Source organism: Chthonomonas sp. (genome assembly GCA_016788425.1).
Lineage (GTDB): Bacteria > Armatimonadota > Fimbriimonadia > Fimbriimonadales > Fimbriimonadaceae > JAEURQ01.
This window is the reverse complement of sequence record JAEURQ010000004.1, coordinates 411,150-424,727: the sequence shown is the minus strand read 5'-3', so window position 1 is coordinate 424,727 and position 13,578 is coordinate 411,150. Positions and strand designations below refer to the sequence as shown.

Here is a 13,578-nt window from a genome sequence, read left to right as displayed (position 1 = left end):
TAAGCTATCCTACCTAGCTTCGTCATGCAAACTCGCGCTTTCGCCGCCCCCGAGTGCGAATACACCTACACCGCGGAGTCGCCCATTGAACAAATTGAGGTGTTGGTGGTGACCGCCGACCGCCAAACGTTGCTCGCCCGAACCACGCAAACTGGATTCTTTGGCGGCGTGCAGGCCGCCGTTCCCCACACCATAACCATTTCGGAAATTCCCGATGCCAGCACCGGCTTACCTTGGACGGTTGCGCTAACTCTGACTACAGTTCGACCTTAGGTCGGTTTGCTAGCGGTTAACAATCATCTTCCCAGGCGGTGGTGCCGGGGTGCGCAATAACTTTCTCGCGCACAAACTTGAACACCTCATCCCTTTCCTCGATGGAAACCATGCGATTTAACAGCTTGCGGAAGATGCCGCCATCGATAAGCGTGAACACGCGCCATTCGTCGGCGTTCTCATCCGTGGACGTGCAGACGACATACACGCTGCCCTTCGGAAACTGCACATTCACAAGGTAACCAAACCCTTCGGGGATAAACTCGTCCTCGACCGTGTATTTGGCGCGAAGCTCAGTCGCCAACCAGGTGGCCAGGCTCGTGCCAAACACGCCCGGGTTGGTGTGGGCATCCTCGCCCGGCACGATTGGAAACGCGGTCGAACTGAAGATAATGTGGTCGCTATCGTTTGGCATGGTTGTTTGTTTCTTTACTCTAAGTCTGCTTTTATTCGTAGGACGCGGCTAGTATCAACACACTCTACTCAGGAATGAGCTTGAGCATGCCCGAGACAATGCCATAGCCTGGGAGTCGTTCACCCATGCGGCCCCTGAACATCGCGAGGTCAAGGCTCTCTGTCAAACAGAGGAGGGTAGTACTCGTCAAGGACCGACCTCACAAAACGTATCTGTGCGTCAAGCTCTGGTCCCTTGTCGAGCGCGAGGTTATTAAGAATAAAGTGAAACGGCTTGTGTACTTCTGGAGGCAGAAACCACATGGGAGAACTTTCCAAGACCATGGGCACCTTCCGCAAACCTGTCCGTGATTTCGGATTAATATCGTCTCCGTACAAGATCCAGACCGACAAGTTGACCAATGGTGGCTGAATTATGCGCGAGAGCCCGATATCCACAAGGTACAGCCACGGCGACCGGTGCAATGTGCAGCATACGCCCAGTCTCTGAAAACCCTGTTCCACAAACCAATTTTGAATTTCCCTTGCCATGACATGGCCCGGAGTTTTCATTTCGCGTTTACGTGGCATTTCTTCGAATCTCTCCCTTACTTTCTTCTCCTCAATCGCCTTGCGTCCAAATCAGTGACCGGCTGGCGCGAACTCTTGAGTCACTGTACCATGACTTAGTGGTTCAGATTTTCTCCGTTTGGCATTGGCTCCAAGGTTCGCATGTAATGGCTTGCAACCTTGATGACCTGTTCAAATCGTGGTCCCTTGCCCTTACCGATCGCACGCCACACGCAGCCGATGAGATCGAAAGACATGTTGTATGCCATGTGTGTCGAGCCTCTTAAGACAGGTAAGCCGAATAATACGTTCCTAGGAGACCCGAGGCAGTGCTCTAGCCTTAAATCCGGTGAGCGAGCCAAAATCTCGACCATGAGGATGTCGCCTATCGTATAAGCGAGATGCTTCGTCTCATCACAAATCACAGGCCCTTCAGCAATGTGCTCTAGTCCGTGAGGAATGCCTGACAATCTAAAGCGCTCCAGCATCGCATCCACTTCTTCTTTGGATGGTGCTCGCCACTTCGCTTGCTCATAGAAAAGCTTCTCTAGTGCGGCAACCCGCTCCTCAGATGTGCAGTTCACGAGGTCGATTCCGAAGGTCCCTGACAACTGCTCCAACGAAGCCTGAACGGATGAGTGGAGGTTGGCGACGTAATGCTTGTAGCACTTTCGCAACTCCGCTTTTGGCCAACCAGCCAGGTCACCGATCGGATACAGAGTGTACAGAATCATGGTTTCCTCCTGCCGGAAAGCCTACTCCTAAAGGTCATTTGAGCAAATGCCTAAAAGGTTTCTCATGGCAGCCACCTCGATTCAATCCCGACGCCTCCTTTCGAATGCTACCCATAGGACCACTGCGCCAGCCACGAAGCCCGCTACTATCCACGTCCAGGATCCGTGCATGTATTCCTAATCCTGATCCGCGCCACCAGGGCTTGCACACAGACTCTGATCAAGAGGAAGAATACCCATCGCGGGTTCCCAATAGTGCGTTTTGTCAACGAGAATATATCTGAGGCAATTCGCGAAGCCCCATGGCGGTAGTAACAATTTTTCGAAAATCGGAGCGCCATTTGGTGGGTTCTCGACGATCCAACAGGTATCGAGCGACTCCTCTGAATACTGCACAATATCTTGGGCTGAGTAGAACAGCGGAAGCGACTGACAACGCAATGGTACTAACTCACACCCGAGCACTTCAAACAATCCTATCTGAAATCCCTTGTCCACGATTATCGCGCTGAACCCGATTCCAAGCCGGTCGATGTCCGAGACGACCGCTTGCGCGTTCGGTCGACATGGATAATGGACAGGTGAAGCGACCACCCTCAAGAGCTGCTTTCCGCGATGGGTAACAAGTCCGCCAGCAAAGCCTTGCCGTTCTAAATCCACCGAGAAGACGGTTCCTCGTTCAATTCGCAGCCTCTTCCCCATGCCTTTTACCCTCCTAGCCTCGCCGTCAACTCTAACGCTTATAGCCCCCTTCCGGGACAGTAACGCGCGATCCACCTATCGTACTATCTTTTGAAATCTACCCGCAGACCAACGACGTAACTATGACATCATTTATTTCGAAGTCACCTTTCAAAGGAGAGTCCCCGCCAACCTTGACCAAGAACGAACTGCCGAAACCTCTCTGTAACATAGATTGTGCTGCGACCCCAGACTCGAAAGATGTCGAGGCCATTCGAATCCCCAATGTCACGTGCTCTGAGGTAACCAGTGCGAACGTGTTGACCACATACCGAACAATTGAATTCATGATCTGTTGACGTTACATTTTTTATCGTACCGTGTATGACAACTTCGAACCATTCGGGAGTTCCCGGCCGAGTGTGAGCCGGGACCAAATCCAACTGGTGCAAGCTCAATGACGCAATCTACTTCGCCACAACCTTACTCACCATCATCCCTGAGCAATCCCAAATCCAATCCGCCGGCATCGAAATCGCACTGCTGAAGACAGCCGGGCCAAGTCGAGCAGCGGGCCGGATGAGCTCTACACTTGTCGGAGTTAACAGCGGACGCAACTTCATTACGAGTTCTCTGAACTCGGGGCCCGACAAACTAGCATTCGCTTCAAAATCATCAACCAGGTCAAGATTGTCGATCAGGGTGGCGAAGTAACTCGAGCTAAACGCCTCTTCAAACTTTCTGTTCGCCGCCTCGATTTGCATCATCAGGGCAGCAGGCGCTTCCTTCCCACGAAAATGCGGAAGAGAGACGCTCCAGGCACTGACATGTCCGGCAGAACAGACCATGCGAGGGACGCGCTGCTTGAGGCCAACGTCCGGCGCGGGTGGAATGCCCGCCGGTTCAACGAAATTGAGCTCGTAAATCAACGATCATCCTTAGCGAAACAATGCCAACAGCCTACACCATGCGTTAGAGCTCACTACTCATGATCTCTCCGTTGTTCAGGAGAACCTTTGTAAACTTCTCTCCTTGAAAGACTATGATGGGGGCGTTGCCGCTTAAGTCCCTTATTCGTTTGCCTCGATTCTCCGTTGACCAAATCATCTTCTTCAATAGTTCGAACTTGACTCGCTCTCTTTGCGAGTCATCAGATCGCAGCGACTTGTCCGCGAGCTCCGCAATGGTCACAGTTGGTGGCATAGACAGAGTCTCGAATTCTTCATGATCTACCATGTAGATCTGGAACAGGTTGAGCCAGGTAGCAACATCTCTCCTAGATTCATCCGGCTTTCCACTCGCTGGCAGGTTGACCTTAGCATTGAGGAGCAGAAGCGCAACAAGACCGATCGCTACCGACAGAATAATGACCTTGGCTGTACTTCTCATCTTGGTTCCTCCGCCTTACCTTGCAGTATTGTCCAAGTACTCAAATGTTGTTCCCTGCGGCTTCATCGCCACGGGATCGATTGTAAGAGCGACGCTTAAGCTCCTCTTATTGTCAACTGGAAAATCGCTCGTCACGAATCCTTCATTGAACCTATAAATGCGATAACCATGGCAAGATATGTGGACGGAATCGCCCTTCCACCGAACGGAAACCATCGGCTTATAAGGACTCATCTGGTAATTGATTGACATGCGGAGGATAACTTTCCATGCTTCTGGGGAAGATATCACGAGGTGCCGTAAGACCTTTTCCTCCATCACGCTATTCACCAGGCTCACCGTGACCTTCGAGTTCTTTGGATCGGTCCATGTCCTTAGAACTCTGTCGCTCGTATAGTCGTTCCACGGATCACCAGTTGAACATCCAACTACGGAAAGAATCAGTACCGAGGAAAGCAGACTGCGATTGGAATTCATCCTAGTGCGCCCCCTTACCCATGGCCATTGTAGACAACAGGTCCGCCTTCGAACAAGAATCTACGTCGTGGATGCCGCTTGTCACTTGATGCTCCAGTTTACTTGGTTCGTAAGCCAAAGAGCTGTGGATTTTGAGGGCGTCCGGGAATGCTCCAAATAATCTTGTTTTTAAGGTGCTTTAGAAAGCCCGGAGACATTGCCCACGTCTCTCCTTTGTTACGACAATTACCCGATGTATCGACCTCCACTAGTCCGGTTTGGTGGTCAACGACTAAAAGCCACACGCTGCTTGCATCGAACTGAGCAGCTAGGCCTTTCGTGCTAAGGATATTGTAAATATCATTTCGATGTTCCTTAACAAGGCTCGTAACATCATAGACATCGCGAGCATCTGTTTCACTAAAGGCGCCAGGCTTGTAAACAACTACAGGTTTATAGTTCCTGGGAGCCCGTGGAAACTTTCTGTGTGGACTGAACTCCACATCAACGACTTTAGGAGGGAATGTCTTGACTAGGTATGCTTGTAGATCAAGCATAGACGATTGCGGTAAGGTTGTCACCAGCTTCCCACGTTTAACATTTCCAAGTCCGTCAATCAGAGTTGTCGTACCCTTGTGCAGCAACTTGATTCGAACATCCCAATCTCGAAACTCCTTAGACTTTTGCCCTGTTTTAGCAATCTCCTCTAGTCTCAATCCACTGTCTCCTATCAGAGAGGTAAGCTCATGCCAATCCTCGATCAACCTGGAGTTAACTCCATTGTTTACATTGATTCCAAATGGACAATACCAAACGCGAGCGGTATCTGCTATGGCGTCAGGGTAACCGAACCCAGTGGCGAATAGCAGGAGTATCATCTTCATCGGAATGGCACCGGATTTTCTGGAATTAGACCTAGCTTGGTCGCGGAAATGTCGCTGAACTATTTGCACCATCAGTAGCGTAGCCCATGGAAATACGCTAAACCTGGCCCAACTCATTTTCCCCGACCTCAAGGTTACCGCAACGCACCCACTACTTTCCAACCTTCTGTTCACTTCCATCAAACCGCCAGACTACCGTAGAGTTGATGCTGGTCACGCGAACCACTGGTGTCTTCCCATGAACGGTCTTGTAGGGCGTGCCCGGTGGGACCAGCAGACGAAACTCGACGGGAACACGAGATTTGGAACGCTGTTCCAGCTCTTGCTCAACACGCTCGGGTGACGGACTGACTCCTGTCAGCCGTGCAAGCCGGTCCCATGCGGCAAGATACTCAAGACCTTGTTGCGTAGTTTGTAGTCCATGACTAGGTCTGTTTCTTGCGGGAAAGAACGCAGGATACAGTACGACTGCTAGACTAACACACAAAAGGGCTAGCAGGCTCACTATCAGTCGCCGGCTTCTATTTTGTATCATTGGCGTGCTTCGATTGGGCAAAGGCCCTCCGTGGGATCCCAATAGTGGGTCCGTTCAACGAGAAGGCACCTGAGGCAATTCACAAGGCCCCAAGGCGGCAACATCATCATGGCAAAGACCTGCTCTCCGGCTGGAGCATAATCCATGAACCCAACCATCTCCAATGTCTCGTCCGAGTACTCGGCGACGAAATGAGCATACTGGAAAAGAGGAAGTTTTTCGTAGCGCGTCGGCACTATTCCCGACCCGACCACTGTAAACAAGCCCATCTTAAACCCTTTATCAACAATGATTGCGCTAAACCCAATGCCTTGCTTATCGATGTCGTCAATGACCGCATTCAAGGTAGGAGGCTCAATGTAGTGGGAGGGAGAAGCAACAACGCGTAGAAACGGTTTCCCGCGGTGGGTTACCAAACAACCAGCAAACCCTTGCCCTTCTAGGTCTACGGAGAACACGGTCCCCCGCTCGATTCGTGGTTTTGCTGCCATCCTCCCTTGCCGTTATCAAACGAACATGTCTCGCAAAAGAATACCCTGGCCCTCCATGTATGCCCAGTATTTCTGGTAGACCTTGAGTTTGGGCTCGTCGAGGAGGGGGCGAGTGATCAGCCCCTTGCTGCCCTTCGGCATGAAAAGAGCGTCCGGGCGCATGGTGCAGATGGCCTCGCGCAGAATACTTCTCAGTTTTGGCGTTTGATGGTTCGGGAATGTAAAGCCAGTAAGGTGGTTTGCGATTACAACTTCGACGAATTCGCTAGTCACAACAGGTGTGTTGCAACCTAACGGCACCTGACTAATTCCGGCACCATCATGGAACTCGCTCGAAAGGCGTGGGAATTCTACAGGCGATCCATGTTGCACTGCAATACGTATGTCACTTTGTTGGTGAAGTACGTTAAGAGCAAAGTATTTACTGCCAGAAATGTCCGGTAACGGCAACACCTCGGCGGACGGTTCAATAAGGTGCCGAAGCAATTGAAACGCCCTTTCGGAAACCACCGGTGCCTCCAACATCCAGCTCACTGTGTCAGCCTTTCTTACTCTTCTCGTATTGATCGTCAGGTCAGGCACAGACCAACTGCCTGCCATGGGTTCGTGCTTACAGAATTGCATTTCCAGCTCATAGACTGGAAGCAGTTGCGTCACGAAATCTGCGTTGCAATCCAAGAAGTACAGACTACTTGTAAGCATCTTTAAAGAGAGCCTCAGCAATATCTCGAAGAATTTGCTCAGCGTGTTCCCTCGAAGTTGCGCCAGCTAACCTTGCGTTGACGTTTTTGTAATACGCGATCGTGTGCATTCTTCTATGATACGAGGCTGGAAGGGCCACGCCATTGATGGCATCGTCGATGTTTATTCCGAGGCGTTGGAGAACTTTCCTTGATGGTTCAGCTGCCTTTGCAGCCCACGCGACGATATGGTGTGCGTGTTCCCCCGGTTGCACGGCACGCCCTACCATAGCCATTTGGTGCCTAAGTTTGCTGCTTCGACCGACTCGGGGAGCGGCGGATATAAGCTTCAGAGGTGCTTGCACCAACCGTGAACTGGCACGTGCTGCTAAACGGCCAGCAATTCCATATCCGCCAATCGCAAGGTCATTGGCGAACCCAACAACTTGTCCAGCGCCGTACGCAGTACTACCGTAATTTACGGACTCGTTGGCATCGCCAACCCCGAGGGCCTCTCCGAGCCACTTTCGAGCGTACTTTGTCCCGCCAAAAGTCAGAGTATCGCCCCAACCAGCGAAGAAGTCAGACCAAGACAGGCCGAGGGGGTCAAAAGCTCCTACCGGCCCGCTACCACAGTACCCATACAGGTTAATCCCACCCGCGTAGCCGATGGGGTCGCGGGTGACCCATCGCCCATTTGCGGGGTCGTAGTATCGGTTTTGGCAGTACACCAAGCCCGTTTCGGTATCTGTTCTGTACCCCGACCTGGCGTTGTAGCCAAAGCGATGCAGCTCGTTGTTGAAGTTGCTGGGGTAGAGGAAGTTCTTTTGTCCCCACGCGTTATACGCGCTGTGGATTAACGTGGCCATTGGTTGGCCGTTCGGACCGAGTTGCTCCGGACACACTATGTGCGTAGCATTGCCCTGCCAGTCGAAGAGATAATCTCCGCGATACGCTTGGCCGACCATGGACTCCACGTCCTCCTCCTCCGGTCCCGGACTTACCGGTGGCGGATTGTAGTTGCGGGCGACGAGGCCGTCGGGCGCGAAAACGTTAATGGAGTAGGTGAACCCGCTCGGCGAACGCTCCAGAACCGCGTTCCCGCCATCGTAATAGTAGTACACGCGGCCCGAGGGTGTGGACGTACTGCTCGCCTGTGACCACGCTCGCAGATTGTCCGCGCGGTAATTTGCGGACCACGTAGTGTTTGCAAGATTCGGGAACGCAGTGAGTCGATTGTTGTGGTCATAGACCGCCGTTTTGCCCGCGTAGGTGGTTGGATTGCCGTTTCCATCGTAAGCAAATCCAGTGCCGACCAGCTGGTTGTTCAGGTTGAACTGGCGCGTTTGTCCGCGGAAAGTCGTGGGATTATCCGCATTATCGTACGCGTTGTTCTCGGTAAATCCGCCAAACCGGGTGCTGGTTTCCTGAGTCAATCGATCCTTGAGGATCGCACCTGAGTCGGCTTGCCGCGAGTACGTGGTGTTACCGATAAACTGCGCACCTTGAGGACCGCTGCCAGGTGGGTGGATGGACTGCGACCAAGCTTTGAGGTTCCGAGCACCATCGAACTGGTTCATCGAGAACTCAGAAAGAACAGTCGTGCCCTTGAGGTTCGTTAGCTGGTTGAGCAGTTTTGCTGGGGTGAACGTGTAATTTGTGATCCCACCCAGTGGCGTTGAGCGCTGCTTTTGCATGCCGTCCGCATAGTAACTGCTGGTCGTTGTTCCTAGCGGTGACGTCATTGACGTATAGCGGCCGGACTTGTCGTACGAATAGACCCATGTTCCGGCCGGGTTGATCATCTTCTTGCGTGATCCGTCCGGATAGAACTCGTAGTTGAATGTCACGGCTGGCGTGGACGTGTAGGTCGTAACCGTCGACAGGACGTTGCCCAGATCATCCAACGTGACGGAGCGAGTTCCGCTCCCATCTGTGATTGCAGTAACTTCTCCCGTGAGCTGGTCCAGAGATAGCGAGAAGGCTTCTCCTCCGACCACGCTGGCAAGGGCACCATCAATGAGGTCGTAATTGTATTGACGCGTCATCCCCTTGCCATCAATGGTTTGGGTAACTTGACCATCCAGATTGTAGCCAGTGATCCGAATTGTATCTGGACCGCTCGTGGCGGTGGTTCCAGGATACTGAATCAGCGTGGGTCGTCCGTTTAGATCGTAGGTCGTCCTCGTCGAACTGAGGTTTCCATCCTTGAACACGCGGGGAGCATAGAAGGAGTTATATGTGGCGGACCAGTCTTCACCCGAGCCGCTTTGGTTCAACACATTCCATTCGGTGTCGAACGCGAGAGTGGTGCTGCGAACAACATTATTGGCGGAATCACGAATGATGCCGCCAATGGCAGGACCTCCGACGTAGGCGTAGATCGTTTCGGACTTCGAGCGCAGCCCCAGGTTGAGGAGGTTCTGCGGCGTGTACGAGATTGTAGGTTGGTCGGCAAGATTGTATTCCTGATCAGTCACCGAGCCCAAGGCATCTTCTGTGCGGACGACATTTCCGCGAGCATCGTAAGTGAACGTGACTTGCTCCAGAACGCCGTTTGTGGTGGCACCATTGGTCACTTGACTTGGTTGACCTTTCTTCGCAGTTTGCGGATATGTCAGGGTCACGGTATGTTGCGCTTCGGCGTTGTTGCCAGGCGTGACCAAGCTTGTGACTAATCCCTCAACGTCAGATGGATTGTTGGGTGTTGTAGGACGATAGTTAATGAAGGTGGACTGGGTGTTACCCGTGTTTACTTGACCAGGGATTGGCGAACGAACTTCCTTAATCGTGTTAAGGGGCTGAGAGTTTCCGCCCGTGTTATAAATGATTTGAGTCGGCGTTTCAATTAATGGCGCATTCGGCAAGTTTGCGTTGACTCGCGATATTTTATGAATTCGATTGCCGCCATTCCCATCATTGATCAGGGTGCGTAATCCGCGAGGAGTTTGGGTGCTCTTAAGGTTCCCGAGCGAATCGTAGGCGCTGGACCAAACCCGGTTTTGCGAATCCCTAGCTTCGGTTACCTTAAACGGTGCACTACTTTCGGCGTAAACATAGCTGGATGTTACTTGGCCAGCAGCATCAATCGTCTCAGTGATCTGACCAAAGCCGTCAAATCTTAGCGAGCTCTTTCGCTCCAGAACCCGCGTGCCGTTAACCGGGGCCGTCAGATTCTTGATCGTTGCAGAATCCAGACCGTATTCGATCTCAACCCGATTATTGTTGGAGTCATCCATCGTTACAACGCGGTTTTCGGCGTCAAATCCGAGGGTTGTCGCGCTGAGATTGCCGGCGTGATTTACGGATTTGACTTGCGTGAGGCGCCGGTACGTCAGCCCGTTTGGACCGCCGAAATCGCCATGAACAAATTCCGTTTCAATGGGCAGACTTGTATCAGCGGCAACGCCCATCTGCGAAATTGAGCGAAGTTCGTAAGTCGTCAGCAGGCGATCTTCAATCTTTGCGTAGTTGGTCTCGGCATCAACACTGTAGATTCGCTTACGGCCAAAAATATCGGTGCTGCTTGTGTAGTTCCCTTGGCCGTCGGTGGCAAGAGCGAGCAGAGTTTCGTTTTGAGAATTCTTGATCGCGGTTAAGTTACGAACCGTATGATAGATGTTTTGCCAATTATCCGTAGCACTGACATAGACCTGCACTGGCCGTTGCTCGGCTGTATAGTGGAGGGTTACGAAATTGCCAACCTTGTCGACGATCTTGCTTAAGCGATAGGCCGACTCTCCCGTGATTCCTGAGTAACCATCATCAACCGGACTGCCAGCCCCGAAGATCAGTTCACCACCGTCCTTTTGGCTTAGGCGAACGAGAGTTGAAGATGTTTCGAAGTCATACTCCCAGGTCGCTAATGCGTACTCGTTCCCAATGCCATCTACCTTGTCCAAGATGATCGAGGGATTTGAGGATGTTGGAATCTGGTTTAGGGCATTCTCAAAGAACACCTTACTTCCGTTAGGAAGGACTAGATCGAAGAACCTTGGGTACGCCGGAGTTTGTCCGACACTACCATTGCGGACAATGAACACATTGTTGTAAGGGTGCGTGTATCTCGGACCAAATCCCGTGTCCATGGGCGTTGAGCCTTCCGTAAAGCTGGGCGCAAAACTAATATCGGGACCGAAAAAGTTAGAGATGTCCATCCCTGCGGATGGGCTGACGATGCTGACGCAAGTCCCTAAGTCGACATGAATGGAAGCTTGGGGATTGGGACTCGGTGCCGGGGCAACCGCGGGTTGTTCGACGAACTGATGGCTTGGAGCTGCAACAAGGTACAGTGCGGACAGATTTGTGAGGGTTGCAGAATGAGCGCCAAGCACATTTGTCGCGTCTTCTTTTCGGTGAGCCTCATGAACGATCCCCAGCGTCCGGATTGGCTCCGGCAAGTGAAGCGAGGTTGCCGCCGACAACGGAGTTCCAGCGAATGCGGGCACGATTGACTGGGCAAGGAGAAGCGCACTAAGGGCGAAAGACAAAAGGCGTTGACGTTTCATTTCAACCACTACTCTCGCCGTTTTACCCGTGCCGATTTGTGTTAGCTACCCTTTGCAACACTTTTTTGCAAAAATCTTTTTACACTTGGGCCGCCCAGCCTTATAGCTCCGACTGAATCCGCGCCACGAACTCCGCAATCGGCATCGCGCCGAGGTCGGGGGTTTCGCCTCGACCGCGAACGCCCACGGTCCCGTTCTCCAGATCGCGGTCGCCGATAATCAGCATGTAAGGAATTTTCATTCGCGTGTTCTCGCGGATCTTTTTGCCGATCGTCTCGCGGCTATCGTCCACCGAAACGCGCAGCCCCAGGTTGGGCAAAGCGCTCACGTGCTCGCTGGCGTAGGGCGTCCATTCCGGATCGAGTTCGGGCATAAGAAACTGCGCGCCGCGCAGAGCCGTAGCTAGCTGATACGCCGCCGCATTGTGCCGGTCGGCAATCGGCAAAATCGCCACCTGCACCGGCGCCAGCCACGTGGGAAACGCGCCCGAGTATTGCTCGGTCAGCAGGCCAATCATGCGCTCCATGCTGCCAAAAGGCGCACGGTGAATCATGATCGGGCGGTGCGGCTTGCCATCCTCGCCGATGTATTCCAGCTGGAATCGCTCGGGAAGGTTGTAGTCCACCTGCACGGTGCCCATTTGCCATTCGCGACCGATGGCGTCCTTGATAATCAGGTCGAGTTTGGGGCCGTAGAACGCGGCATCGCCGGGCGACACCTCGTACTCCAAGCCCACCTTATCGCACGCTTCAATGATCGCTTTGGTCGCGGCCACCCAGTTGTCATCGTGACCCACATACTTGTCGCTGCTGGGGTCTTTGGTGCCCACGCGCACGCGATATTCGTGCAGGCCAAGCTTCTCGAGCACCGCCTTCATCAGGTCCACCACGCCCAGAAACTCATCCTGAAGTTGGTCGGGCGTAACGAAGAGGTGCGCGTCATCTTGCGTAAATCCACGAGCCCGCAAAATGCCATGCACTTCCCCGCTTTGCTCGTAGCGGTGCACCGTGCCGAACTCGGCGTATCGCACCGGCAGGTCGCGATAACTGCGCAACTGCGAGGCATAAATTTCGATATGGAATGGACAGTTCATGGGCTTGAGAATGTAGGTGTCCTTCTCCTCATCCTCCATAAACGGGAACATCTTATCGCGGTAATTGATAATGTGGCCCGACTTTTCGTACAGCCGAATGTTGCCGATCATCGGCGTCACCACGGGTTCGTACCCGCGCCGCAGTTGCTCGCCCTGCAGAAAGTCCGTCATGGTCTGCCGAATCGTGGCGCCCTTGGGCAGCCACAGGGCGAGGCCCGTGCCCACGCGCGGCGAGAACATGAACAGGCCCAGGTCCTTGCCCAAAATGCGGTGGTCGCGCTTTTTCGCCTCTTCCAGCATATGCAAGTAGGCTTCTAGCTGCTCGGCGGTTTCAAAGGCCGTGCCATAAATGCGCGTGAGCTGCTTGTTCTTTACGTCGCCGCGCCAGTAAGCGCCGGCAATCGTCATGAGCTTAAAGTTCTTAATCTCCTTGGTGGTTTCCACGTGCGGGCCGCGGCACAGGTCCATAAAGCGGTGGAGTTTGCCCTCGCGATCGGTGCGTTGCTGGTCGTAAAAGCTGATGGCTTCGCCCTCAGGGATGGCGTCGAGGAGTTGGAGTTTGTATTCAGCCACGGCCGCGCCGTTGCCGGGGATATTTTCATCCAGAATCATGGCTCGCGCTTGGTCGCGGCTCACTTCCTGCCGCTCAATTCGCATGTCGAGCTTGCTCAGCTCTTTCATCTTCTTTTCGATGCGGGCGAGGTCTTCTTCGCGCAGCGGCTCGGGGAAATCGATGTCGTAGTAGAAGCCGTTTTCAACGGGCGGCCCGATGCTGAGCTTGACTTGGGGGAAGAGTTCCTGCACGGCCTGAGCCATGAGGTGCGCGGCCGAGTGCCGCAAGCGATAAAGGTACGAATCTTCGTAGCGTTCTGCCATGATGTTGCCTCCCTA

General features: G+C 53.2%; 11 protein-coding genes. 1 reads left to right on the top strand and 10 read right to left on the bottom strand.

The features are described from left to right. Window positions 1–24: 24 nt before the first annotated feature. Entirely contained in the window at window positions 25–273 is a 249-nt protein-coding gene (locus JNJ45_11870; protein ID MBL8049367.1) for a hypothetical protein, read from the top strand. Window positions 274–289: 16 nt separating this feature from the next. Here the strand turns inward: JNJ45_11870 and JNJ45_11865 are convergent, their stop codons facing one another. From JNJ45_11865 to JNJ45_11820, 10 genes are all read right to left on the bottom strand, one after another. Further along, window positions 290–688 carry a hypothetical protein gene (locus JNJ45_11865; protein ID MBL8049366.1) on the bottom strand — a complete coding sequence of 133 codons (399 nt, stop codon included), beginning with the start codon at window positions 686–688 and terminating at the stop codon, window positions 290–292. A 664-nt stretch (window positions 689–1,352) separates the two neighbouring features. Beyond that, the gene (locus JNJ45_11860; protein ID MBL8049365.1) at window positions 1,353–1,970 is read right to left on the bottom strand and encodes a hypothetical protein; all 618 of its coding nucleotides are present in this window, start codon (window positions 1,968–1,970) and stop codon (window positions 1,353–1,355) included. A 177-nt stretch (window positions 1,971–2,147) separates the two neighbouring features. Then, window positions 2,148–2,672 (bottom strand): hypothetical protein, encoded by a 525-nt coding sequence (locus JNJ45_11855; protein MBL8049364.1) that lies wholly within the window; start codon window positions 2,670–2,672, stop codon window positions 2,148–2,150. Window positions 2,673–3,118: 446 nt separating this feature from the next. Then, window positions 3,119–3,580 (bottom strand): hypothetical protein, encoded by a 462-nt coding sequence (locus JNJ45_11850; GenBank protein ID MBL8049363.1) that lies wholly within the window; start codon window positions 3,578–3,580, stop codon window positions 3,119–3,121. 43 nt (window positions 3,581–3,623) lie between these two features. Continuing rightward, window positions 3,624–4,040: a hypothetical protein gene (locus JNJ45_11845; protein MBL8049362.1), complete on the bottom strand. Its 417-nt coding sequence runs from the start codon at window positions 4,038–4,040 to the stop codon at window positions 3,624–3,626. A 575-nt stretch (window positions 4,041–4,615) separates the two neighbouring features. Continuing rightward, window positions 4,616–5,380, bottom strand: coding sequence for a hypothetical protein (locus JNJ45_11840; protein ID MBL8049361.1), 765 nt, complete (start codon window positions 5,378–5,380; stop codon window positions 4,616–4,618). A gap of 531 nt (window positions 5,381–5,911) precedes the next feature. Next, window positions 5,912–6,259 (bottom strand): hypothetical protein, encoded by a 348-nt coding sequence (locus JNJ45_11835; GenBank protein ID MBL8049360.1) that lies wholly within the window; start codon window positions 6,257–6,259, stop codon window positions 5,912–5,914. Between the two features lie 162 nt (window positions 6,260–6,421). Next, window positions 6,422–7,084: a hypothetical protein gene (locus tag JNJ45_11830; protein MBL8049359.1), complete on the bottom strand. Its 663-nt coding sequence runs from the start codon at window positions 7,082–7,084 to the stop codon at window positions 6,422–6,424. 10 nt (window positions 7,085–7,094) lie between these two features. Continuing rightward, complete coding sequence (locus tag JNJ45_11825; GenBank protein MBL8049358.1) at window positions 7,095–11,594, bottom strand: AHH domain-containing protein; 4,500 nt, start codon at window positions 11,592–11,594, stop codon at window positions 7,095–7,097. Window positions 11,595–11,694: 100 nt separating this feature from the next. Next, a complete protein-coding gene (locus tag JNJ45_11820; GenBank protein MBL8049357.1) occupies window positions 11,695–13,563 on the bottom strand; it encodes a threonine--tRNA ligase in 1,869 nt (622 codons plus the stop codon). Window positions 13,564–13,578: the final 15 nt, after the last annotated feature.

Coding starts and splice junctions, on each gene's coding strand:
- JNJ45_11870 (MBL8049367.1), top strand. CDS start 25: ATGCAAACTCGCGCTTTCGCCGCCCCCGAGTGCGAATACACCTACACC.
- JNJ45_11865 (MBL8049366.1), bottom strand. CDS start 688: ATGCCAAACGATAGCGACCACATTATCTTCAGTTCGACCGCGTTTCCA.
- JNJ45_11860 (MBL8049365.1), bottom strand. CDS start 1,970: ATGATTCTGTACACTCTGTATCCGATCGGTGACCTGGCTGGTTGGCCA.
- JNJ45_11855 (MBL8049364.1), bottom strand. CDS start 2,672: ATGGGGAAGAGGCTGCGAATTGAACGAGGAACCGTCTTCTCGGTGGAT.
- JNJ45_11845 (MBL8049362.1), bottom strand. CDS start 4,040: ATGAGAAGTACAGCCAAGGTCATTATTCTGTCGGTAGCGATCGGTCTT.
- JNJ45_11840 (MBL8049361.1), bottom strand. CDS start 5,380: ATGAAGATGATACTCCTGCTATTCGCCACTGGGTTCGGTTACCCTGAC.
- JNJ45_11825 (MBL8049358.1), bottom strand. CDS start 11,594: ATGAAACGTCAACGCCTTTTGTCTTTCGCCCTTAGTGCGCTTCTCCTT.
- JNJ45_11820 (MBL8049357.1), bottom strand. CDS start 13,563: ATGGCAGAACGCTACGAAGATTCGTACCTTTATCGCTTGCGGCACTCG.